At 54.4% G+C, this 23,254-nt stretch carries 19 protein-coding genes, 1 rRNA gene and 1 riboswitch; all 20 genes read right to left on the reverse strand.

Features of this window, described 5'->3' with window-relative positions:
* Positions 1 to 147: 147 nt before the first annotated feature.
* On the reverse strand, positions 148 to 1,446 hold the full coding sequence (locus tag M2108_RS26930) for a tetratricopeptide repeat protein (RefSeq protein ID WP_277472447.1): 1,299 nt from the start codon (positions 1,444 to 1,446) through the stop codon (positions 148 to 150).
* A 190-nt stretch (positions 1,447 to 1,636) separates the two neighbouring features.
* On the reverse strand, positions 1,637 to 2,902 hold the full coding sequence (gene purD, locus M2108_RS26935; protein WP_277472448.1) for a phosphoribosylamine--glycine ligase: 1,266 nt from the start codon (positions 2,900 to 2,902) through the stop codon (positions 1,637 to 1,639).
* A gap of 25 nt (positions 2,903 to 2,927) precedes the next feature.
* Positions 2,928 to 4,475, reverse strand: a complete 1,548-nt coding sequence (gene purH, locus M2108_RS26940; protein WP_277472449.1) for a bifunctional phosphoribosylaminoimidazolecarboxamide formyltransferase/IMP cyclohydrolase — start codon at positions 4,473 to 4,475, stop codon at positions 2,928 to 2,930.
* Positions 4,476 to 5,005: 530 nt separating this feature from the next.
* Positions 5,006 to 5,620 carry a phosphoribosylglycinamide formyltransferase gene (gene purN, locus M2108_RS26945; RefSeq protein WP_277472452.1) on the reverse strand — a complete coding sequence of 205 codons (615 nt, stop codon included), beginning with the start codon at positions 5,618 to 5,620 and terminating at the stop codon, positions 5,006 to 5,008.
* On the reverse strand, positions 5,620 to 6,660 hold the full coding sequence (gene purM, locus M2108_RS26950) for a phosphoribosylformylglycinamidine cyclo-ligase (RefSeq protein WP_277472453.1): 1,041 nt from the start codon (positions 6,658 to 6,660) through the stop codon (positions 5,620 to 5,622). Before purM ends, purN begins: the two co-directional genes overlap by 1 nt.
* A 755-nt stretch (positions 6,661 to 7,415) precedes the next feature.
* On the reverse strand, positions 7,416 to 8,912 hold the full coding sequence (gene purF, locus M2108_RS26955) for an amidophosphoribosyltransferase (protein ID WP_277472454.1): 1,497 nt from the start codon (positions 8,910 to 8,912) through the stop codon (positions 7,416 to 7,418).
* Positions 8,897 to 11,143: a phosphoribosylformylglycinamidine synthase subunit PurL gene (gene purL / locus M2108_RS26960; protein ID WP_277472455.1), complete on the reverse strand. Its 2,247-nt coding sequence runs from the start codon at positions 11,141 to 11,143 to the stop codon at positions 8,897 to 8,899. The genes purF and purL overlap by 16 nt, the downstream gene beginning before the upstream one ends.
* Positions 11,121 to 11,810: a phosphoribosylformylglycinamidine synthase subunit PurQ gene (gene purQ / locus M2108_RS26965; protein WP_277472456.1), complete on the reverse strand. Its 690-nt coding sequence runs from the start codon at positions 11,808 to 11,810 to the stop codon at positions 11,121 to 11,123. Before purQ ends, purL begins: the two co-directional genes overlap by 23 nt.
* 5 nt (positions 11,811 to 11,815) lie before the next feature.
* The gene (gene purS / locus M2108_RS26970) at positions 11,816 to 12,061 is read right to left on the reverse strand and encodes a phosphoribosylformylglycinamidine synthase subunit PurS (RefSeq protein ID WP_019913657.1); all 246 of its coding nucleotides are present in this window, start codon (positions 12,059 to 12,061) and stop codon (positions 11,816 to 11,818) included.
* A gap of 431 nt (positions 12,062 to 12,492) precedes the next feature.
* Positions 12,493 to 13,383 (reverse strand): phosphoribosylaminoimidazolesuccinocarboxamide synthase, encoded by an 891-nt coding sequence (locus tag M2108_RS26975; protein WP_277472466.1) that lies wholly within the window; start codon positions 13,381 to 13,383, stop codon positions 12,493 to 12,495.
* A 57-nt stretch (positions 13,384 to 13,440) separates the two neighbouring features.
* On the reverse strand, positions 13,441 to 14,736 hold the full coding sequence (gene purB, locus M2108_RS26980; RefSeq protein ID WP_277472468.1) for an adenylosuccinate lyase: 1,296 nt from the start codon (positions 14,734 to 14,736) through the stop codon (positions 13,441 to 13,443).
* Positions 14,737 to 14,741: 5 nt separating this feature from the next.
* Entirely contained in the window at positions 14,742 to 15,959 is a 1,218-nt protein-coding gene (gene purK / locus M2108_RS26985) for a 5-(carboxyamino)imidazole ribonucleotide synthase (protein WP_277472484.1), read from the reverse strand.
* Between the two features lie 29 nt (positions 15,960 to 15,988).
* A complete protein-coding gene (gene purE, locus M2108_RS26990) occupies positions 15,989 to 16,474 on the reverse strand; it encodes a 5-(carboxyamino)imidazole ribonucleotide mutase (protein ID WP_277472470.1) in 486 nt (161 codons plus the stop codon).
* 246 nt (positions 16,475 to 16,720) lie between these two features.
* A riboswitch (purine riboswitch) is annotated at positions 16,721 to 16,822 on the reverse strand.
* Positions 16,823 to 16,945: 123 nt separating this feature from the next.
* A complete protein-coding gene (locus tag M2108_RS26995; protein WP_068726033.1) occupies positions 16,946 to 17,380 on the reverse strand; it encodes a universal stress protein in 435 nt (144 codons plus the stop codon).
* Positions 17,381 to 17,431: 51 nt separating this feature from the next.
* A complete protein-coding gene (locus tag M2108_RS27000; protein ID WP_277472473.1) occupies positions 17,432 to 17,695 on the reverse strand; it encodes a DUF1294 domain-containing protein in 264 nt (87 codons plus the stop codon).
* Between the two features lie 93 nt (positions 17,696 to 17,788).
* Entirely contained in the window at positions 17,789 to 19,042 is a 1,254-nt protein-coding gene (locus M2108_RS27005; protein ID WP_277472474.1) for an MFS transporter, read from the reverse strand.
* A gap of 302 nt (positions 19,043 to 19,344) precedes the next feature.
* On the reverse strand, positions 19,345 to 21,483 hold the full coding sequence (locus M2108_RS27010) for a DNA topoisomerase III (RefSeq protein ID WP_277472476.1): 2,139 nt from the start codon (positions 21,481 to 21,483) through the stop codon (positions 19,345 to 19,347).
* A 162-nt stretch (positions 21,484 to 21,645) separates the two neighbouring features.
* The gene (locus tag M2108_RS27015) at positions 21,646 to 21,843 is read right to left on the reverse strand and encodes a hypothetical protein (protein WP_277472478.1); all 198 of its coding nucleotides are present in this window, start codon (positions 21,841 to 21,843) and stop codon (positions 21,646 to 21,648) included.
* Between the two features lie 280 nt (positions 21,844 to 22,123).
* Complete coding sequence (locus tag M2108_RS27020) at positions 22,124 to 22,879, reverse strand: acyl-[acyl-carrier-protein] thioesterase (RefSeq protein ID WP_277472480.1); 756 nt, start codon at positions 22,877 to 22,879, stop codon at positions 22,124 to 22,126.
* 280 nt (positions 22,880 to 23,159) lie between these two features.
* Positions 23,160 to 23,254, reverse strand: a 5S ribosomal RNA gene (gene rrf, locus M2108_RS27025); the annotation flags it as partial.

The raw sequence follows: 23,254 nt of genomic DNA on the forward strand, positions 1-23,254 counted from the left end.
TTTTATGCAGGAGATTATATAATGAAATTTTCGTGTTATTTTCGCCATCAAACCCGGTGCTTTTCATTCTTCTGCAATGTCCAGTTACACAAAAAAGCCGCCGGAATCGTTCCGGCAGCCCTATTGATACAGCAATCCAATTCTTTTCTATTGTTGCTTCAGCATCCATTTCAGCAAGTCCGGCTGGCTTGCCCATAAACGGGAATGCATAATGACGTATTCGACTGCTTCATTGGAATCGCCCATGCCGACGAAATCCGGAAGATTATGCGGCAGACGCTTCACGCCCAGCAGATAATCAGGCACATGCTTGTTCACACCGCGCGCTACACGGTACAGCATTTTGAGCTGGGAGGTAATGCCGTTCTTCTTATATTCCAGGACGATCCGGTCATAGGCAAAAGCAGCAGCCGCATCATCCTCGCCGTATTTCTTCAAGAACTGCTCCGCTTCTTTCAGCTGGTTGCTGTACAGATAGACAGCGGCCAGCAGATACCGGGCACCCGTATTGTCGTCCGGATTAAGCTCCAGGATGTGCTCCAGAATCTCTGCGGCTTCTTCCGCTTTGCCGCCGAACCAGCAGGACTCCGCATAGCTCTTGCAGATCCGGATATACGGGCGGGTCTCCGTCAGCCCCCAGAAGTGACCTTTATGTTCGGCAAAAAACGCTTCTCCCAGCTCCCGTTCACCGGCAGCGATACCCGCCTTTAGAAAAGCCCGAGCATCCTGCTCATTCTCCGACTCCTCGGCAAGCACCAGGTAAGCGTCAGAGCTGTCCGGATAGATCTCCAAAGCAGCCTCTGCCAGCTGAATACGGCGCTTTCCGGAAGTGGACTCCATAGCTTTATGTAACAGCAGCTGCGCCTTCTCTCTGGCAGTTCCGGCACCGTTCAGCACAAGCAGCTCGTCTGAGTCGCCTTCTCTGCCGTATTCCTCGATATAATTCAGCATTTCCTTCACTTTGCGTGAAATCGTTGCCGGTGTAACCTCATATTTATCGGCCAGCTCAGCCTGGGATAGATTGAACCCGTATTCTTCAGACAATATATATTCGATTGCCGCGCAGAATGACCCTGCTTTCTTGACTGCGGGCTTGGTCTGGCCGGAGAAGCCGTTCCAGAGCACCACCGCTTCAAAAATCAGCTCCCGCTCATACTGGCTCCGCATGCTCTCAATCAGCTGCATGGCCAGCTGCTCATGAGCCGGATGCTCCCATCTCAGTTCCCGCGTCACCATCTTCTTCAGCTTGGTCAGTGTAAGCTTGCCTTCAGGTCGGACACCCGTTTCAGGAGAAGCAGCGGCTTGTGCTGAAACTGCATCCGCCTCCTCAGTTGTGACGAGCCGCAGGATCGACTCTACTGCAGAGGTTTCTTTTCCCAGACAGCATTTTTTATATTTTTTACCGCTACCGCATGGACACAAGTCATTTCTTCCAACCTTACTCAAAGCTAATTCCTCCTATACTTAAAAAACGATTTAAAAAAGGCCTTTCCATGAAAGGAAAGACCCTTTATCTGTATATATCCGAACATTTTCCCCCGTACGAGTTGTATTATAGCACTTCTTCTATCACTTGTCAGTCCTTTTTTGGGACTTTCTACGAGAAAATTAGGAATAAAGTAGCTGTTTCTTACCTTTAGACCAGCGCCTTCATGGCTATGTCACTGCGGTTTTGCTTGCCTTCAAAATGAATTTTCTCCGCACTGGCATAGGCTGCTGCACGCGCTTCGGCAATATCCGCACCTTTTCCTACTACCCCCAGCACACGTCCGCCGTTTGTAAGCCAGCTTCCGTCCTCTCCCCGCGCAGTTCCCGCATGGAAGACCAGTCCGTCCCCTGCTTCTTCCAGCCCGGTTATCGGTACGCCTTTTGGATAATTGCCCGGATAGCCCTGAGACGCCAGCACTACACATACTGCCGCCTCGTCGCTCCACTCAATTGAGGTATCAGCCAGTCTTCCTTCAGCCACAGCCAGGAAGATTTCCAAGAGATCACTCTTCAGCCGCGGCAGCACCACCTGGGTCTCCGGATCACCGAACCGGGCATTGAATTCGATCGTCTTGGGCTTGCCGTCCGGCGAGATCATCAGACCCGCAAACAGCACGCCGCTGAAGGAACGGCCTTCAGCCACCATAGCTTTGGCTGTAGGCTCGATAATGGTCTTAACCGCCTCATGGATAATAGACTGGTCAATATGCGGCAGAGGGGAATAGGTGCCCATCCCGCCGGTATTAGGCCCCTTGTCTCCGTCGAATACGGGCTTGTGATCCTGCGCAGCCGCCATAGGGCGTACGGTCTCCCCGTCGACAAAAGCGAGAATCGACATCTCCTGCCCGGCCAGGAATTCCTCAATAACAACCTGGGCGCCGGCTTCACCAAATACTTTGGCAACCATAATGTCACGAAGCGCCTGCTCGGCTTCCTCGCGTGAATACGCAACAGTAACGCCTTTGCCGGCAGCCAGACCATCTGCCTTAATTACAATCGGCAATCCCTGTCCGCGCAAATACGCAAGTGCTGCTTCATACTCGCTGAACTTCTCATAGGCTGCTGTCGGAATATTGTACTTATGCAGCAGGTCCTTCATAAAGGTTTTGCTGCCTTCGATTTCCGCCGCATTTTTACGGGGTCCGAATACCGGAATGTCCTGTGCTTCAAAAGCATCAACAATGCCTGCCGCCAGCGGATCATCGGGACCGATAACGACAAGGCCTACCTCCTTCTCCTTGGCGAATGCCGTCAGCTTATCGAACTCGAACACGCCGATCGGCACACACTCCGCCAGCTGGGCAATCCCGGCGTTGCCGGGTGCACAGTAGATTTTACCGGCTGACGGGCTTTGGGACAGCTTCCAGATAATCGCATGCTCCCGGCCCCCGCCGCCGACCACTAAAATATCCATTGAACTGAAATCCTCCCCAGGTAGTCTAGTGTTTGAAATGGCGGACGCCGGTGAAGACCATAGCGATTCCGTATTCATTGGCAACCTTGATTGATTCCTCGTCCTTAATCGAGCCGCCCGGCTGGATAACCGCGGTGATGCCTGCCTTTGCCGCGAGTTCGAGCGTATCGCCCATCGGGAAGAATGCGTCAGATGCGAGAATAGCACCCTTAGCCTTGTCTGCCGCCTGCTCGATCGCAATCTTCGCTGCGCCGACCCGGTTCATCTGACCTGCGCCGACGCCGACGGTCATATCATCCGCTGCCAGCACGATCGCATTGGACTTCACATGCTTAACCACTTTCCAGCCGAACAGCAGCTGCTTCAGCTCTTCCTCGGTAGGCTTGCGGTCGGTAACAACCTGCAGCTCATCCGCATTTACGGAGTGCACATCGCTCTCCTGCACAACCATGCCGCCCTCAATCGAAGTCACGACAAAGCTGCTCTTGCGCGCCGCTGCGGCACTAAGATTGCCGATCTTGAGCAGGCGGATGTTCTTTTTCTTCGTCAGGATTTCCAGCGCTTCCTCTGTGAAGCCCGGAGCCAATACGATTTCCAGGAAGATATCCTTCAGCAGATTCGCGGTATCTGCATCAATAATCCGGTTAGCAGCGACGATTCCGCCGAAGATGGAGGTCGGATCGGCGTTGTACGCTTTTTGATAAGCTTCAAACACACTGGTTCCCACGCCTACGCCGCAAGGATTCATATGCTTAACAGCTACGACAGCCGGCTCTTCGAACTCCTTAACGATCTGCAGCGCCGCGTTGGCGTCGTTGATGTTGTTGTAGGACAATTCCTTGCCGTGCAGCTGCTCGGCTGCAGTCAGCGTATCCTGCGCCGCCAGCGGCTTCCGGTAGAATGCCGCTTTCTGGTGCGGATTCTCCCCATAGCGGAGATCCTGGATTTTCTCGTAAGTAACTGTATAGCGCTCCGGCAGCGGTTCACCGGTTACACCTGCCAGATAATCGGCGATCAGAGCATCGTAAGCGGCCGTATGGCGGAACACTTTTGCCGCAAGACGTTTGCGGGTTTCAAGGGTCGTATCCCCGCCTGCGCGCACCTCTTCAAGCACACTCTCGTAATCAGCAGCATCCACAACCACACTGACAAAAGCATGGTTCTTCGCCGCAGAACGCAGCATCGTCGGTCCGCCGATATCGATGTTCTCGATCGCTTCCTCGTAGGAAACATCGGGCCTAGCAATCGTCTCCGCGAACGGATACAGATTCACCACCACCAGGTCGATGTAACCGAGACCCAGCTCCGTCATCTGACGCGTATGCTCCTCGTTGTCACGAACGGCCAGCAGGCCGCTGTGTACAGCCGGATGCAGGGTTTTGACCCGTCCGTCCATAATTTCCGGGAAGCCCGTCACATCGGAGATGCCGATAACCGGTACGCCTTCTTTCGCCAAAAGTGTGCTAGTGCCGCCTGTGGAGATAATTTCTACGCCCAATGCAGACAACTCGCGGCAAAAATCCACGATGCCCTGTTTGTCCGATACGCTGACCAGCGCTCTTTTGATACTCACTTGAATAGTCCTCCTCCGGATGATGCAAGATTAGTGTTGTTAACTTAATAGCTACGGCGAAGCTTCGCTAGGAATTGCCGCAATCTAGGTAAAAGAGAATCTATTGTACTTTGTACAACAGATGAAAGGTATATCCGTCTGAAAACTGAATCTGTTGCATTTTGTGCAGCAGATTCTCAGCTTTTTGCTGCTTTGGCCTCATTTTCTTAAAATCAATTGTACGGAATACAATAGAACCGGCTTTCGGGTGGTTCAGCAAGGAATCCATTGTATAAAATACAACCAGGCCTCCCCGTGAACCCTGTCACTTTAAGCGGACTGCATTCGTCAAGTAAACCGGCGGTACAGCCGCAAATCGACACCCTCTTACCTTTGTGCAATATTTCCCGAGAAATATCAGAATCCGCAAATTCTGCACAAACTGTCGATATAAAAGACTGCCCCCACAATCGGAGCTTATGTTGAATGATGCCAGCGGGTCAGCAGGGCAATACAAGTAAGAACTCTCGGCCGTCTAACTGACGGTTAGGCTACTCGCGGACAACAACATGTCTGCCGTTCAGCTCAACTTTTCCGGCTGCAAAAGCACGGACAACCTCCGGATACAGCTCATATTCAATCTGGTGGATCCGCTGTGCAAGTGACTCAGCCGTGTCCCCTGTTTCCACCGTAACGCTGCGCTGGGCAATGACCGGCCCGGTATCCATCCCGCCATCGACGAAGTGAACCGTTACCCCGGTCAGCTTCACGCCGTAATCCAGCGCCTGTCCGATCGCATCCTTCCCGGCAAAAGCAGGCAGCAGCGAAGGATGGATGTTGATAATCCTTCCCGCAAAAGCCTCCAGCAGCGCCGGACTGATCAGCCGCATGTAACCGGCGAGTACAATCAATCCGATGTCCCGGCGCTTCAGCTCGGCCACAATCTCCGCCTCATACAGCTCGCGGCTGGCGAACTCCTTCGGCCGCAGCAGGAGGGCGGGTATACCCGCAGCCTCTGCCCGCTGTGCTACAGGCGCTTCCGGCCGGTCAGAGACCAGCAGCTCAATGCTTCCCTCACCAAGCTGCCCGGCTCTCTGCGCTTCAATAAGTGCGGCAAAATTGCTGCCCTGCCCGGAGGCAAATACAGCGATCCGGCTGCTGCTCATCAGACCTCAGCTCCCGTAAAGGTAACGATGCGCTCCCCTTCGTTCACCGTTCCGATCAGATAAGCCTCTTCTCCGCTTGCTTTCAGCAGCTCGAGCGCACGCTCACTGTCTGCAGCAGGCACTACCAGCACCAGACCGATCCCCATGTTAAAGGTGGTGAACATATCACGGTTTGTTACACTGCCCTTCTCCTGCATCAGGCCGAAGACCGGCTGGATCGGCCAGGAGCCGTAGTTAATCTCTACATTCACATTATCCGGCAGCATCCGCGGAATATTCTCGATAAAGCCTCCGCCGGTAATATGCGCCATGCCCTTAACGGTCAGCTGCTCCAGCAGGGCCAGCAGCGGTTTTACGTAGATTTTGGTCGGTGCGAGCAGCACGTCCACAAGCGGAGCGCCCAGTTCAGGAACGACATCATTCAGCTCATAACCGGCCTGCTCCAGCAAAAGCTTGCGCACCAGCGAGAAGCCGTTGCTGTGAATACCGCTGGAGGCAAGACCGATTACAGCATCTCCAGGAGCAATGTCTGCACCGGTAACCAGCTTGGCCTTATCCGCTACGCCCACTGTGAAACCGGCAATATCGTATTCGCCGGCAGCGTACATACCCGGCATTTCAGCCGTTTCCCCGCCGATCAGCGCGCAGCCTGCCTGGTGGCAGCCTTCGGCGATTCCGGCCACAATGGCTTCAATCTTCTCAGGCACTACTTTGTCGCAGGCCAGATAGTCCAGAAAGAACAGCGGCTCAGCGCCCTGCACCACGATGTCGTTGACACACATCGCTACAGCGTCAATGCCAATTGTGTCGTGGCGGTCCGCCGCGAAGGCGAGCTTGAGCTTCGTGCCTACGCCATCCGTACCCGATACAAGTACAGGCTCGTCGTATTTATCTTTGTTGAGACCGAACAGTGCGCCGAATCCGCCGAGCTCAGTCATGACCTCTGGACGGTATGTGCGCTTCACATGCTTCTTCATGCGTTCTACCGCTTCATTGCCAGCCGCAATATCCACTCCGGCGTTTTTATAAGCTTCCGACACTTTTGGACACCTCATTTTAATTAGTTTAGAGCGCTGGTTCGGGGCGGCCTGGTTCAGGCGTGTGGTCATAGTCGTCATTACGGGGAATGTTTGGACTTCCGGTCGCTGTTATATTTGGATTTCCTCATTTGAACCGCTGGCCGCGGTAGAAATCCAAATATAGCTTATGCTTCCGATGCGAGCTTTCCTGCGGAAAGCTTTCAGGCGAACGCTATCGCTCCTACAGTTCCAAACTTCCCCTCCATGACTCAGACCACCCGGGTAAACCCGGCCGCAAGCCGAAGTTTGCGCCTTGCACAGGGACAGAAGGCCGACGCCCTGCGCTGCGCGGGCGTCTATTTGGCAAGTGAACCCTCGCTTTTGCGAAGCAAACAGTCAGGGTCACGAGCCTGGGCTCTTGCGGGCGCGGTGCGAAGCCGCACGCTCCCTAAGGCGAGAGCCAACCCGCTTTTGCGTTAGCAAACAGCCGGGGGCGTGAGCCTCGGGGCGCGGAGCGAAGCCGCGCTCACCTGAGCGTGTAAACCCTCGCTTTTGCGAAGCAAACAGCCAGGGTTACGAGCCAATGGCCCGGCGGGGCCGCAGGCCGCCAGGGCGCGCAGCGCCGTAGAGCGTGTCCGCAGGACAAAGCGGGCACCCGCACCCACGCCATCTTAGCAAGTTTAGAGCAAACTCCTACCGCCGAGCTTTCGGGTGGCCGGAGGGCCGAGCCCTCCGGAATCCCCCTTTGTAAGGGGGACATAGGGGGATGGACACCACTAGCAAGAGCACCCATCCTTCTCCTCCCCGCCGAAATCAACCTGCGTCGGGTAATCATTATCGAAGCAGGAGAGGCACAGGCCTCCCTTGTACTCATTGCTGCTGTAGCCGCCGATGGACTGGATCAGTCCTTCCGGCGACAGGAACGCCAGGGAATCGGCGTTAATCTCCTCGCACATTTCCTGAATGGTCTTGTACGACGCGATCAGCTCGCGGCGGTCCGGGGTATCAATCCCGTAGAAGCACGGGTTTTTGAACGGCGGCGAAGTAATCCGCACATGCACCTCAAGCGCTCCGGCCTCGCGCAGCAGATTGACGATCCGGCGCGAGGTCGTGCCGCGCACGATCGAGTCGTCGATCATGACGACGCGCTGGCCTTCGACAACGCGGCGCACAGCGCTAAGCTTCATCTTCACGCCCTGCTCGCGCAGCTCCTGGCTCGGCTGGATGAACGTCCGGCCGGTGTACTTGTTCTTGATCAGCCCAAGCTCATACGGGATGCCGGTCTGCTCGGCATAGCCGATGGCTGCCGAGATACTGGAATCCGGTACGCCGGTGACGATGTCGGCATCGACGAAGGACTCCAGCGCCATCCGGCTGCCCATCCGCTTGCGGGCGGAATGCAGGTTGGAGCCGTTAAGGTCGCTGTCCGGGCGGGCAAAATAAATATATTCCATCGCGCACAGCGCTTTGCGTTTCGGTTCAGTGAATCTGTCTTCCAGGAAGCCGTTCTTGTCCAGCACCAGCAGCTCGCCCGGCTCGATGTCACGGACCAGAGTGGCTCCGATGACCTCAAGGGCACAGGACTCGGAAGCGAAGACATACGCTTCGCCGACCCGGCCCATCACCAGCGGGCGCAGCCCGTGCGGGTCAGAGGCGACGATCAGCTTGTCGTTAGTCATCAGCAGGAAGGCGAAGCCGCCGACCAGCTGGCGCAGCGCATCCTTGGCGGCCTCGACAAAATCCTTCGGCGAACGCGCAATCAGATGCGCCAGCACCTCGGTGTCGCTGGTCGTCTGGAAGATCGACCCGCTCATCTCAAGCGTCTTGCGGATCAGCGGCTCGTTAACGATGTTGCCGTTGGTGGCAATCGCCAGGTCCCCGTCACGGTACTTGAAGACCAGCGGCTGCGCATTCGTCAGCCGGCTGTCCCCGCTGGTCGAGTAGCGCACATGTCCGATGGACATGTCGCCGACCAGCGAGGCGATTTTGTCCTTGTCAAAGACTTCTTTGACAAGGCCCATGCCGCGGTGGTAGTTGAAATCACGGCCGTCGGCTACGCAGATGCCCGCGCTCTCTTCCCCCCGGTGCTGCAGAGCATGCAGCCCGTAATAGGACATGGAGGCGGCCTCTGGGTGTCCAAAGACCCCGAAGACGCCGCATTCTTCTTTTAACGTATCAAAAATATCTCCCGAGCCCGTTCCTTCATTGTAAAAGTCGCCGGTCCACAGGATGGGGGTCTCCTGCTTGTTCCCGGTCTTTATTTCATAAGACATGGAATAGCATCCTCCCACACGGATTTAAGTTCGGATACGGCCTCATCCAGTGCAGATGCACCGTCGAGGGACACGCGCAATCTGTCACCGCCGACCGTTCCGATGATTTCAACCGGTACGCCGTAAGCGGCAACCGCTGCTTTGAGCTCTTCTGCGCGGTCAGGTGCCGAGGTCAGCACAATACGGGACTGGGTTTCGCTGAACAGTGCCACATCCTGGCGCAGTCCGCCAGCCGACAGCTCAACGTTCGCACCGATTCCGCCGCTGATACAGCTCTCAGCCAGTGCAGCAGCCAATCCGCCTTCAGACAGGTCATGCGCCGAGCGGACCAGGCCGCCACGGATCGCGGACAGTACAGCATCCAGCAATTTTTGCTCTGTAGCCAGATCAAGCGCCGGCGGACGGCCTTCAGTCAGACCATGAACAGCATATTGGAACTCACTGCCGCCAAGCTCAGCTTTGGTTACCCCGAGCAGCAGAATCGCATCACCTTCCTGCTTGAAGGCTTGAGTTGTAATATGATCGGTATCTTCAACCAGACCCACCATACCAACAACCGGGGTCGGGTAGATGGCGCCGGCAGCATTTTCGTTGTACAAGCTGACGTTACCGCCGATAACCGGCGTATCCAGCACACGGCAGGCTTCAGCCATACCGTCAACCGCACGTTCCATCTGCCAGAAAATCTCCGGCTTCTCCGGACTGCCAAAGTTCAGGTTGTCCGTAATGGCCAGCGGCTTCGCGCCGGAGCAGACAATGTTGCGGGCTGCTTCACTTACCGCGATGCGTCCGCCCACTTCAGGGTCGAGATAGACATAACGCCCGTTGCAGTCTGTAGTCATGGCCAGACCTTTGCGTGTACCTTGAATGGTAACCACTGCCGCATCGGAGCCCGGACGGACTGCAGTGCTGGTGCGAACCATATAATCATACTGGTTATATACCCAGGCTTTGCTCGCTACTGTTGGCGAACCTAATACCGTACGCAGAGCGCCGCCGAGATCGGTAACCTCTTTATAACGCAAAGTATCTACATTTGCATTCTCTTCATAGTAAGCCGGAACTGTCGAAGGCTTCTTATAGATTGGACACTCGTCCACAAGCGCTGTTACCGGCATGTCGCCGACAACCTCACCGTGATGGAACAGCTTCAGGCGGCCGTCATCCGTTACCTTGCCCACTTTACGGCAGATCACGCCCCAGCGGTCAAAAATCTCCTGCGCCTGCGCCTCATCCTTAGGCTCAACCACGAACAGCATCCGCTCCTGGGATTCGGACAGCATCATTTCATAAGGCGTCATGCCCTCTTCACGCTGCGGCACCTGATCCAGATACAGCTCCAGGCCGTTGCCCGCTTTGCTGGCCATCTCGGCACTGGAACAGGTAAGGCCTGCTGCGCCCATGTCCTGAATACCGAGTACGATGCCGCTGTCGATAAGCTCAAGGCATGATTCCATAACCAGCTTTTCCATGAATGGATCGCCGACCTGTACCGCTGTTTTCTTGGCTTCGGATTCCTCGCTCAGCTCAACGGAGGCAAAGGTTGCCCCGTGAATACCGTCACGGCCTGTAGGAGGGCCTACATAGAACACGGGATTGCCTACACCTTTGGCGACACCGCGCTGGATTTTATCATGATCAATCAGTCCGACACACATCGCGTTGACCAACGGGTTGCCGTCATAGCTGTTGTCGAACATAATTTCGCCGCCGACAGTCGGAATCCCGATACAGTTACCGTAGCCTGCGATCCCGGACACGACATGCTCGAACAGGTATTTTACCCGGTCGCTCTCAAGCTTCCCGAAACGCAGGGAGTTAAGCAGCGCAACCGGTCTTGCACCCATGGAGAAAATATCGCGGATAATCCCGCCCACCCCGGTCGCCGCGCCCTGATATGGCTCAACAGCCGACGGGTGGTTGTGGCTTTCGATTTTGAATACAACGGCCTGGTTGTCACCGATGTCTACGATCCCCGCGCCTTCGCCCGGTCCCATGAGGACACGCGGTCCGCTTGTCGGGAAACGTCCAAGCAGCGGCTTGGAGTTCTTGTAGGCGCAATGCTCAGACCACATTACGCTGAATACACCGATTTCGGTATAGTTAGGCTTGCGGCCCATAAAAGAGGTGATCAGCTCATATTCACTGTCCGACACACCGAACTGGCTGTAGATTTTCTGCTCTGCAATCTGCTCTGCGGTCGGCTCCTTAGCGGATACTTGCTGCGTCATAACGATCCCTCCATGTCTTGAGAATGGATGTAAACATCCGTTTGCCGTCTTCCGAGCCGAGCAGGCTATTAGCTGCACGTTCCGGGTGAGGCATCATGCCTACCACATTGCCTGCCACGTTGCTGATCCCCGCAATATCGGCTACCGAGCCGTTCGGGTTATCGCTGTATGTGAACACGATCTGATTGTTCGCCTGCAAAGATGCAAGCGTCTCTTCATCACAGTAATAATTGCCTTCGCCATGTGCGATCGGAATGACGATTTCTTCATCCTTCGCATAATCAACAGTAAACGGGGTTGTGTTATTAACCACCTTAAGCACCGTATCGTGACAGCGGAACTTCATCGACATGTTGCGGCGCAGCGCCCCCGGCAGAAGGCCCGCTTCGGTCAGAATCTGGAATCCGTTGCAGATGCCGAGCACGAATTTGCCCTGCTCCGCCGCTTTGGCTACTTCAGCCATTACCGGAGCGAACCGGGAAATCGCGCCGCAGCGCAGATAGTCACCATAAGAGAAGCCCCCCGGCACGAGAATGCAGTCATACGCCGACAGGTCGGTTGCCGTATGCCACACATAATCGACCGGTTCACCGAGACTTTCTTCTACAGCCTTATAGCAGTCAATGTCACAATTGGAGCCCGGAAAGACAAGTACAGCAAATTTCATGACTTTTAGTCCTCCAATTCGTAGCGGTAATCCTCGATCACCGTGTTGGCCAGCAGCTTCTCACACATTTCCTTGAGGCGTCCTTCCGCTTCAGCGCGGTTGTCCGTGTCAAGAGTCAGCTCCATATATTTGCCGATACGCAAACTTTCAACTTCCTGAAAACCTACCGAATGAAGAGCTCCCTGCACAGCAACACCTTGGGGATCGAGCACGCTTTTCTTGATGGTGACATAGACTGTCGCTTTTAACATACGCTTGTAGTTCCTCCTAAATTTTAATGAGCTGATTATCCTTTGATCACAAAAGAGAGAGACTTACCTGGGCTTGCGGTTGACTATAACGCTAACTGTGAATGCAGCTTTAACTACATTCTTTGCACCGGTAACTAGAGTACTCGGCTCACACATTTAGTTGGATTTTCGCCACCTAATTTCGCCCATCCTCAACATCTCAACCCTTTAGGTGGAAAATCACCACTTATTTGGGGCCATATACTCCAATAAGGGCGAAAACAGTAATAATAAGCGGCGTTTATCCACCTAGTTTTCTTTTATCGCTGTTTGATCGGGAATTAGGTGGCGAATTTCCACTTAATTTGATTAAGAAAAACTCCGAGGGACAGATTTAAGTATTAAATGTGCTGTAATTACGTGCTCTTGCCACACATCGGGCCGGGTTCCGCCTACAAATCCTTGCCGGTAAGCCGGTGATAGATATCCCGGTAGCGGCGGCTGGTCTCCTCTACCACTTCCTGCGGCAGCGGATCAGGCGTGCTGTTCTTGTCCCAGGAGGATGCGGAAAGATAAGTCCGGACCGGCTCCTTGTCCATGCTGTCAATCTCGATATCAAGCGCATATTTATCTTTAGCCCAGAAGCGGGAGGCATCCGGTGTAAAAATCTCATCGATCAGAATCACCTTGCCGTCCAGCAGCCCGAACTCGAACTTGCAGTCTGCGAGAATGATCCCGCGTTCCTCACAATACGCTCTGGCAAAAGCGAACAGCTTCAGGCTTTTCTCCTTCAGCTCCAGCGCCAGCTCGGCGCCGATAGTCTCCTGCATCTGCTCGAACGGAATGTCTTCATCGTGACCGACATCATTCTTCGCTGCCGGCGTGAAGATCGGCTGGGCCAGGACAGCGTTTTTGCGCAGGCCCTGCGGAAGCTCGATACCGTTGACCTTGCCGGTCTCCTGATACTGCCGCCAGCCTCCGCCGGTAATGCAGCCGCGAACGACACATTCAATATCGATTCTCTCGGCTTTGCGCACGACCATGATGCGGTTTTTAAGAGCTTCCCGGTCCTTTACAATGCCGCCAAGCTGATCGACATCAATGTGGACGACGTGGTTTTCGATCAGGTTCTTCGTCAGCCCGAACCAGAAGGCGCTTAGCCGGTTCAGCACATTGCCTTTGTCCGGCACAGCCGGATCGAGCACATAATCAAACGCGGAGATCCGGTCCGTAACAACGATCAGTACCTGTTCCCCCAAATCGTACAATTCGCGGACCTTTCCTTTATAGAGCAGCGGTGCATTTACGAGCTCCACAGCCGTGGATACGGCAGGGTGTGTCATGACCTTTCCTCCCTCAACCGAATGATCTTTCTTAAAAATCAAAACTTCCCAAATCTGTTAAATCAGCTCCAGCTTACGGAAAATCGTGTCCACATGCTTCAGGTGCCAGGAAGGGTTGAAGGCATCCTCGATCTCTTCCGGGCTGAGCACGGCAGTGATCTCAGGAGTAGCTTCGACGATATCACGGAACTGGGTCTGCTCTTCCCAGGCCTGCATTGCGCGCGGCTGCACGGTGTCGTAAGCCTGCTCGCGGCTGAAGCCCTTGTCGATCAGCTTGGTCAGGATACGGCCGGAGAACGGAACACCGAAGGTGCGGTTCATGTTGCGTTTCATATTTTCCGGGAACACGGTCAGGTTCTTCACAATGTTGCCGAAGCGGTTCAGCATGTAGTTGAGCAGCATGGTCGCATCCGGCAGGATGATCCGTTCTACCGACGAGTGCGAGATATCGCGTTCATGCCAGAGCGGCACGTTCTCGTAAGCTGTAACCATGTGACCGCGGATCACGCGGGACAGGCCGGAGATATTTTCGCAGCCGATCGGGTTGCGTTTGTGCGGCATGGCAGAAGAACCCTTTTGGCCTTTGGCAAAAGCCTCCTCCACCTCGCGGATTTCGCTCTTTTGCAGTGCACGGATTTCAGTAGCGAACTTGTCCAGCGATGTGGCTACCAGTGCCAGTGCAGCCATGTATTCCGCGTGGCGGTCACGTTGCAGGGTCTGGGTCGAGATTGGTGCAGGGCTGGTACCCAGCTTTTTGCAGACGAATTCCTCCACGAACGGGTCAATGTTGGCATAGGTGCCGACTGCGCCGGAGATTTTGCCGAACTGAACGCCATTAGCCGCATGACGGAAGCGCTCCAGGTTACGTTTCATTTCCTCGTACCACAGCGCCATCTTGAGGCCAAAGGTTGTAGGCTCGGCATGTACGCCGTGCGTGCGGCCCATCATCGGGGTGTCTTTATAAGCAATTGCTTTATCTTTAAGAATCTCGATGAAGTTGATGATGTCCTTTTCCAGAATTTCGTTCGCCTGACGAAGCAGGTAACCGAGCGCTGTATCTACAACGTCTGTGGAAGTCAGCCCGTAGTGCACCCATTTGCGTTCTGCGCCCAGGCTCTCGGATACGGCACGGGTAAAGGCAATAACGTCATGACGGGTTTCGAGCTCAATTTCATTGATCCGGTCAATATCGAATTTCGCATCCTTGCGCAGCTTGGCGGCATCTTCCTGCGGAATGACTCCCAGCTCGGCCCAAGCTTCACAAGCACACAGTTCTACTTCGAGCCAGGCGTTGAATTTATTTTCTTCGGTCCAAATGGCCCGCATCTCAGGTCTGCTGTAACGTTCGATCATAGCTTTCAGTTCCTCCAAAGGTTAGTTTGCTCTACCCAGGACAGCCCGTCGCCGGTATCCTTGCAGAGCAGGTTGACATGGCCCATCTTGCGGCCGGTTTTGCTCTCGGTTTTGCCGTATATGTGAAGCTTGGGGGCAACCCCCAGCTTGCCTGCTGCTTCATCAGCCTGTCCCGTCCGTCCGATCAACCCGTCCAGATGCTCTCCCAGCACATTCACCATAACCACCGGTGTCAGCAGTGTGGTGTCTCCCAGAGGGAGATTACAGATTGCGCGGATATGCTGTTCAAACTGTGAAGTCGCGCAGGCATCCATTGTATAGTGCCCTGAGTTATGCGGCCGCGGCGCCAGCTCGTTGACGAATAAATCTCCGTCCTCCGTAACGAACATCTCCACAGCCAGCAGTCCGACGGCATCCAGTCCTGTAACCAGCCGCTCGGCAAGCTCACAGGCGCGCTGCCGGATCTCCTCAGCGACACGGGCGGGCACAATGGACAGATGCAGGATATTGTTTACATGTATGTTCTCCGCCGGGGGAAAGCTCTTCACTTCCCCGGAGGCGCTGCGTGCGGCAATGACGGAAATTTCACACTGGAATTTCACGAATTTCTCCAGCACCAGCTCCGGTACTTCAGCTCCTTCAGCAGCACCAGGTGCCACCTGCCGGAACGCGGCTTCCAGCTCCACCTGCTGGCGGATGACGGCTTGTCCTTTGCCGTCATATCCCCCTGTGGCTGTCTTCAGCACACAGGGCAGGCCCAGCTCGGCAGCCGCGGCGGTAAGCTCCGCCAGGCTGCCGACCTTGCGGTACGGGGCGACGGGCACGCCCGCCGCCTCGATCGCCGCCTTCTCGCGCAGCCGGTGCTGCGTCGTATACAGCAGCGCGCTGCCCTGCGGCACGTACGATTCCTCTGTCAGCAAGGCGGCTACGCCGGCATCGACATTCTCGAACTCGTACGTGATCACGTCCGCGCGCTGCGCCAGCTCCCGCGCCGCGCCCTGGTCATTGTACGCCGCGGTGATCTGCGGCGTGACCTGCCCGCACGGCGCATCGGCCGCCGGGTCCAGCGCCACGAAGCGGTAGCCCATGGCGATGCCGTCGAGGGCCATCATCCGGCCGAGCTGGCCGCCGCCAAGCACGCCGATCGTCGTCTGCCCCGGCAGCAGCGTGCGGGGCGCCCCCAGGCTCTTGTCCTCACCGTCTAGAACCTGTGCTCCGCGCATCTGCTCCGCAGCCTTCAGCTCCTCCTGCCTCATAAGCTCTCGCTGCTTTCCAGCACTTCGCGCTCGATTCTTTCGCGCCGCGCCTGCACCCGGCCCTGTACCTCAGGGTCAAACGCACCGATGATCTGAGCCGCCAGCAGTCCCGCATTGGTTGCGCCGGCCCGGCCGATCGCTACCGTTGCCACCGGGATGCCGCCCGGCATCTGCACGATCGACAGCAGCGAATCCAGCCCGTTCAGCGCTTTGGTCTGCACCGGCACGCCGATTACAGGCAGGATCGTCTTCGCAGCCACCATCCCCGGCAGATGCGCTGCTCCGCCTGCTCCGGCAATTATGACCTTCAGTCCGCGGCCTGCCGCCTCTTCCGCATAACGGAACATGAGATCCGGTGTACGGTGCGCAGAGACTACCTTTTTCTCATACGGTACGTTAAGCTCCTCAAGCACGGCACAGGCATGCTCCATCGTCTCCCAGTCTGACTTGCTGCCCATAATCACTCCAACCTGCACTGACATCTTTCAACCTTCCCCTCCGCTCGATATAGAAGCTCTTGTGTCGTATGCACTCTAAGTTTGTCCTATTTCAGACCCATTTTCCATAATTCCGAAAAAAAAAGCCCGGATTCCAGACGCATGCTGCTGCGGGTGGACCCAGACTACTGGAGGAAGCAGGGGAAGACGCCTCCGGCACGGAGGCATTACGAACAGCTCAGCCGCAAAAGCCGGCCGCTCCGGTACGGAGCAGTGCTGCTGAGGGCTGTCCCAGTCATCCTATTTCCTCGTAGTCCGGCAATTTACGGTTACCGGGTAGAAACTTCCGGGCCCTATTCCCGGTTTTATACGAGCTCTTCATAGGTTCAGTTTAACAATGCCCTACACTCCATGTCAACTTAAACACGAACATTAATATATTGACACATGAAATTGTTCGCTTTTGGCTACAAAAAAAGGGATGGACACCGAAATGCCCCGCCCTTTATTCATCTATTATTTTACAACCAGCACCGGAATCCGTGCGCTCTGCACCACATTGTGGCTGACACTGCCCAGGACAAATTCGCGTATTCCGCCGAGTCCGCGGCTGCCAATTACAATAACGTCCATTCCCTGCTCCTTGGCATAATTCAGAATCACTTCAGCCGGGGAACCCTGCAGCAGCTCAACCGTCGCATTCAGGCCTTCGGCTTCCAGACGTCCTCTGACCTCATCGGTAGTCTGCACCGCCAAATCATAATAATCCTTGTTCACTGAAGCCGGCAGAGGCGCGAGAGCTTCCCCAATGAAGAACCGGGGGAATTCGAATGCGTGTACGACGTAAATGGAAGATCCGGGAGTTACCTTAGCCAGTTCGATCGCCCGCTCAAGCGCTTGATTGGAAGCTTTGGAACCGTCATAGGCGAGCAAAATTTTAGAGAATAACATGTACGCCACCTCTTTTTCATTTTGATTAACCAGCAGTCCAAGTACAAACCGCTATCTTAAAAAATACCCGTACAGCAAAATATTAAGCAGCAGCAGCAGCGGAATGCCGATCCGGAAGGATGTATGCCTGGTTTTATGCCGTTTGCGGTACATGGCAATGAGGATGCCCAGCGCGCCGCCCATGAACGCCAGCAGAAACAGCGTCTTCTCCGGCACACGGTCCCGTCTTGCCCGGGCTTTGTTCTTGTCCTCAGACATCACCACGTAGGCGATAAGATTAATCAGCACAAACCACACCAGTACCCCTTTGACCATCGTTCCGGCCCCTCCTCCTTGCATCCTGCCCTATCTTCTATTATATTCCCCTTGCTGCAAAAAACCAATAACCTCACATAAGCTGCCAAGGTGCTAACCTGCTTTGTTAAGCTTTTTGGCAGAAGCACCGGACTCCCGGAGCCATACCCACGACAATACCGCAGCCAGCGCAGCAGCAATGCCGCCCAGCCAAAAGCCGCCTCTCAGCCCGTAAGCAGCACTCATCCAGCCCGCTACAAACGGGCCGCCCGACATCCCTACCGCATAGACAGCCTGATAAAAGCCCATTGCAGTCGCCCGTTTAAACGGCGCCACATCCGAGACGGATTTACCCAGCAGCAGCGGAAAAATCAGCCCTTGCATAAACCCGTTCCCCACCTGGGTCGCACAGAGCGCGGCCAGCGTCGGCATGGACGGAATCATTAACGTGAAAACAGCGCTTCCCGCAAAACCCAGCATCAACGTCCCCCTGTCACCCAGCAGCCTGCCGAACAGCCGTGATCCGTATAGCGTAGCTGCAGCATGCGGCACCATAAAGGCCAGTGTCAGCCAGCCCAGGCTCTCCTTGCTTGCCCCGATGTCCAGCGCCTGATTCGGCGTATAGCCGAACATCGTAATAAACAGTACACAATGCGCCAGCACTGATAATAGAGAGACTTTGACCAGCAGCGGCTCCTTCATTACGCCTGCAAGATCCTTCAGCCGGATTCCGCCTTCGCGTTTCTCCTGCCGCTGCTCCGGCAAGCGCAGGACGAGCAGCATAGCGAGCACCGCTACAATGCTGCCGATGATGAAGGGCATATTCCAGCCCCAATGCTCCACCATATAACCGCTGATCATCATGCTCGACAGCTGGGCAATGACCGTAGTGAACTGCAGCATGCCCATCGCTTTTCCGGCTTCCTCTTTAGGAAAATATCCTGCGAACATCACCGAGTATACGACCCATGCGGATGCCGCAATCCCCGAAACCGCGCGTGCCACCAAAGCCCATACCGGATCTGCACCGGCCATAAAAATCAGGCAGCTTGCTCCGCTCGCGATCAGCCCCAGATAAATGAACGGCCGCCGCCGGTTCAGATAGTCCGACCCGATGCCGATCGGCAGCCGGAACAGAATCTGCATCAGCCCGTATACGCCAAGCACTGCACCGACCATAACATAGGATGCCCCCAGGTGCTCCACATACGGTGAGAGTACAGGCACATAAATATAAGAGGAAAACCAGAACATGAAGACGATTACCAAAAAGAAAATCCGGCTGCTTCCCCTCCCGCCCGGAGATTGTGCCACTTGTACCTGCTTCTGTTGCCCTTCCACCAGTGCCATTTCTGTTATCCGCTCCATTCCTGTGCAGGAAGCCTGCTTTAGCCTTCTCTCCCGCTACCAGTCTTATAAGTTAATCTCCGTTCTTACAGTACAACATATTTCTACATAGATGTAACATTAACATTATGCAAACTTTTCTGCTATCACGTAAGTAAAAATAACAGGATCATCCCGCAGCTATGGCCGGTATGATCCTCCGAATCAAAACAAGACTGCGGAGAGGCTCCGCAGTCTTGCTCCATTCCGAGCAGCGATACCTGCCAGACTTACATAGTCTTCCGCAGATTACTTCTCCTAACAGAGATCATTAACACATTATGTTACTTACCCTTCGCCTTGGCCTCCATGGCCGCTTTCAGCAGATCGCCAAGATTCGAGCCGGCACTTTCCTGCTTGCTGTATTGCTGTACAAGCTTCTGCTGCTCACGTTTGTTGATATGCTTGTGGTCTTTATCCATCGTCTCCGTTATCCCGCAGCCGAGACACTGCACATACAGGCCGGCTTTGCCCTCTTTAAGCTCCATTTTCTTGTGGCATTGCGGGCAGCGGCGGTTCGACAGCCGCTTCTCGCCTGCCCGGGTATAACCGCAATCGTCAGCCGGACAGACCAGCAACTTGCCGCGCTTCGTCTTCTTCTCCAGCATTCTCGTCCCGCATTCCGGACAATGGCTGGCCGAGACATTATGCGGCTTGTATTCCGCTCCGCTGCTCTTGACGCCGGAGACCAGCTCCTGAGCCATGCTGCGGATGCCCTGCAGGAACGGCTCGGGCTTGCCCTGGCCGCGGGCAATCCGCTCCAGCTCCCCTTCCCAGCGTGCTGTCAGCTCAGGCGTGCGCAGCTCCGCTGACACCAGCCCGATCAGCTGCTTGCCTTTGCCTGTCGGATGCAGCAGATTGCCTTGGCGTTCGATCGTATCGGAGCTGACCAGCTTCTCGATAATGTCGGCGCGGGTCGCCGGCGTACCAAGCCCGTGCTTCTCCATCTGGGTCAGCAGCGATGCTTCATTATAACGCTTGGGCGGCTGTGTCCGGCCCGGTCGCACAATACAGCGCTGGACCTTAACGGTTTCCCCCTCGCGCAGCTCCGGCAGCTTCACACTGCCGGCCGCTGGTTCATCCGTCGCGTTCTCTTCTTCGTCATCACTACTCATATCTCCGCCATAAACCTCGCGCCATCCGGCATCCTTTACTGTCGTGCCTTTGACATGGAAGCTCTCGCATTCAACACTAACCGTCACCGCTACAGCATCATAACGCGCCGGAGGATAGAAAAGACTGATAAACCGGCGCACAATCAGATCATAGAGCTTCCGCTCCTCCGCACTAAGCTGGTTCAGCAGCACCGTCTGCTCCGTTGGAATAATGGCATGGTGATCGCTCACCTTGCTGTCATCCACAATCCGTTTGGTGATCGGCAGCGGCTTGCGCAGCAAAGGACGAGCCAGAGCAGTATATGGCCCTACAGCAACACTATCCAGACGTTCCTTTAAAGTGCCCGTCATATCAGAAGTCAAATAACGGCTGTCTGTACGAGGATAAGTGACCAGCTTATGCTGCTCGTATAGCTTTTGAAGCACACTTGAGGTCTGCTTGGCTGAGAATCCAAACTTGCGGTTGGCATCCCGCTGCAGCTCTGTAAGATCATAGGCCAGCGGATGCGGCTCGCTTTTTTCACTTTTCTGAACCTTGGATATCCGGCCCGATCGTCCGGTCAGCTTATCTTTAAGTGCAGCCGTCTTCTCCTTATCAAAAATCCGCCCGTCTCCGCCCTGGGCACGCCACCCCGCCTGAAAGCTTCCAAAATCAGCGGTAAGCAGCTCATACTCCTGGGAACGGAAGCTTGTAATCTCATTTTCCCGGTCCATGATCATACCGAGCGAAGGCGTCTGTACACGGCCTGCCGACAGCGGCGCACCGAACTTGCAGGTCAGCGCCCGGGTCACATTCAGCCCGATCATCCAGTCTGCCTCGGCACGGCAGCGCGCCGACTCATAGAGCCGGTCGAAATCCCGCCCGGGACGCAGGGAGGCGAAGCCTTCCTTGATCGCTTTATCCGTCTGCGAGGAGATCCAGAGCCGCTTAAACGGCTTTTTCCAGCCGGCCATATTCATAATCCACCGCGCCAAAAGCTCCCCCTCACGCGCAGCATCGGTAGCCACGATCAGCTCCTCAATATCCTGCCGCTTCATCAGCTGCTGTACCGCCTTATACTGCTGGCTGGTCTCACGCAGCACCTTCAGCTTCGCCTTCTCGGGCAGGATGGGCAGATCCTCCAAGGCCCAATTTGCAAACTTACTATTATAATCCTCCGGCTCCGCCAGGCCGACTAAATGCCCGAGCGCCCAGGTCACGACATATTTAGGACCTTCAATATAGCTTTTTTGTTTATTTCCGCAGCCCATTACGCGTGCAATCTCACGCGCTACGGAGGGCTTTTCTGCAAGCACCAGTGTCTTCATATTTCTCTCCTTTCCCTTTCAACAACTCATTATACCATTATTCAAAAGACCGCAATAATCGTCAGGAAATTCATGAACGGAATAATCTATAAATACAAACAAGCCCGCGTCTGCCCAGCAGACACGGACCTGGATTTATTCATTCCAAAGTATGATCATCCTTCACGGAATCACAATTGTAGTCTCAAGCTCTTTGTAATAGGTTTTTACACGCTCCCCGTTAACATCCTTCAACAGATTCAGCTCATTATCTAAAGTACACGTATAGGGTCTGACCGTAATCATCTTGGGCACCTCAGGGAAAGCATTGTAGGAGATGTCCAGAATCGGATGCTGAGCCGCCTTGACACTTGATAACAATATCTGTAAATTTGCCGTTCATACGCTGTTATCAGCGTTGCAAAAAACTGCCGTTCACCCGCAAGTACTTTACTAATCGCTTCTTCAATCATATTTGGATCTAATTGACACCCGGGATTGCCATGTTCCAAAAAATTCACCTCCGTTTTCCTTTTACAGCTATATAACGAACGCCGGTTGGGGATTTGTGACATATCAAGAATAATCAAGATATAAAAAAGGCACCTCTCTGGATAACCGAGAATTGCCTTGATAGAACACTGTAATTAAATTGTAGTTGTTATAAAGCTGACTTCTCAAGCTTTAAATGAGCTTCAAAAAGTACCCGATCTGCATCCTGGCCGCGTATGTAAATTCCGTCTTCTATCCATTCTGAACGTAAAATGCTTATATCTGTACCATACTTGGCTTCCTGTGCATAAGTGATCTGCAGGCCGGTAAGCTTCAGTTCGTTCCACTCCTCAAGTGTCAGGGCATCACAGCAGATATCCACATACCGTGCGTTATTCAGATGCCCATTGTTATCCAGACCGCTGTATCTGACCTGATACCGGTAAGCTTCCTGCAAAATAACATCTGCCGGTATAGCTACCTTTTGCGGTATAGGCCCTACTGAATCCTCAAGATAAGGCTCTACAGCGACCGGCAACGCCGACGGACGGAGGATTTTTCTTTTATCAATATCCACTAGAGCCCACATCGAGCGTGCTGATGCGATCTCCAGCTTGTTCTGGTCAAAAATTCTATAGTCCCGCTGCCAAAGCGCCCCTTTATTCCCTTTACTCCAGGTATGTACAGTAAGCACCTCATTCGGCAAAGGCAAACGATTGATGTCCAGATCCATCGTAATGACCATCCAGCCCATTCCCGCTTCCAGCATTTTATCCATACTTAACCCCAAATTATGCACAGCCGAGTCAGCAGCCCGCTGCATGACATCAAGTATAAAGGACAATTTAGCTTTTAAACGGAAATCCGTATCACTTGCCTGTACTAAAAAATCCTCTATCCACAATAACTTGTCTATCTGGTTCATGTTTTTGCGCTCCTTTGTAATTTCATGCACATTATATACTTCCGTATCCACAAAAGTTAACACTATATCCACATAAACTGGGGAGAATTCTTAAACATTGCCCATCTCAAAATCAGCTATCCACATGTGTATAAGTTTTCTTTTTCCGCAGGGTTCTCCACTGGCTATCCACATAATTTAGAATAACAGTCCATTCCCCGCTGCTTTAAACTCTTTTATCCCCGTAATACCATCAGGCAACAAAAAAGCCATTGTCGATTGCTCAACAATGGCTTTGTGTGCTTGGCGGCGTCCTACTCTCCCAGGACCCTTCGGTCCAAGTACCATCGGCGCTGGAAGGCTTAACGGTCGTGTTCGGGATGGGTACGCGTGGAA

The sequence above is a fragment of the Paenibacillus sp. PastM-3 genome (assembly GCF_029893965.1).
Taxonomy (GTDB): domain Bacteria; phylum Bacillota; class Bacilli; order Paenibacillales; family Paenibacillaceae; genus Paenibacillus_AQ.

Excerpts from the sequence above, each read along its gene's own strand:
- purD (WP_277472448.1), bottom strand. The coding sequence starts at position 2,902 with ATGGATATTTTAGTGGTCGGCGGCGGGGGCCGGGAGCATGCGATTATC.
- purN (WP_277472452.1), bottom strand. The coding sequence starts at position 5,620 with ATGAGCAGCAGCCGGATCGCTGTATTTGCCTCCGGGCAGGGCAGCAAT.
- purF (WP_277472454.1), bottom strand. The coding sequence starts at position 8,912 with ATGTCTTATGAAATAAAGACCGGGAACAAGCAGGAGACCCCCATCCTG.
- purL (WP_277472455.1), bottom strand. The coding sequence starts at position 11,143 with ATGACGCAGCAAGTATCCGCTAAGGAGCCGACCGCAGAGCAGATTGCA.
- purQ (WP_277472456.1), bottom strand. The coding sequence starts at position 11,810 with ATGAAATTTGCTGTACTTGTCTTTCCGGGCTCCAATTGTGACATTGAC.
- purS (WP_019913657.1), bottom strand. The coding sequence starts at position 12,061 with ATGTTAAAAGCGACAGTCTATGTCACCATCAAGAAAAGCGTGCTCGAT.
- M2108_RS26975 (WP_277472466.1), bottom strand. The coding sequence starts at position 13,383 with ATGACACACCCTGCCGTATCCACGGCTGTGGAGCTCGTAAATGCACCG.
- purB (WP_277472468.1), bottom strand. The coding sequence starts at position 14,736 with ATGATCGAACGTTACAGCAGACCTGAGATGCGGGCCATTTGGACCGAA.
- purK (WP_277472484.1), bottom strand. The coding sequence starts at position 15,959 with ATGCGCGGAGCACAGGTTCTAGACGGTGAGGACAAGAGCCTGGGGGCG.
- purE (WP_277472470.1), bottom strand. The coding sequence starts at position 16,474 with ATGTCAGTGCAGGTTGGAGTGATTATGGGCAGCAAGTCAGACTGGGAG.
- M2108_RS26995 (WP_068726033.1), bottom strand. The coding sequence starts at position 17,380 with ATGTTATTCTCTAAAATTTTGCTCGCCTATGACGGTTCCAAAGCTTCC.
- M2108_RS27000 (WP_277472473.1), bottom strand. The coding sequence starts at position 17,695 with ATGGTCAAAGGGGTACTGGTGTGGTTTGTGCTGATTAATCTTATCGCC.
- M2108_RS27005 (WP_277472474.1), bottom strand. The coding sequence starts at position 19,042 with ATGGAGCGGATAACAGAAATGGCACTGGTGGAAGGGCAACAGAAGCAG.
- M2108_RS27010 (WP_277472476.1), bottom strand. The coding sequence starts at position 21,483 with ATGAAGACACTGGTGCTTGCAGAAAAGCCCTCCGTAGCGCGTGAGATT.
- M2108_RS27020 (WP_277472480.1), bottom strand. The coding sequence starts at position 22,879 with ATGAACCAGATAGACAAGTTATTGTGGATAGAGGATTTTTTAGTACAG.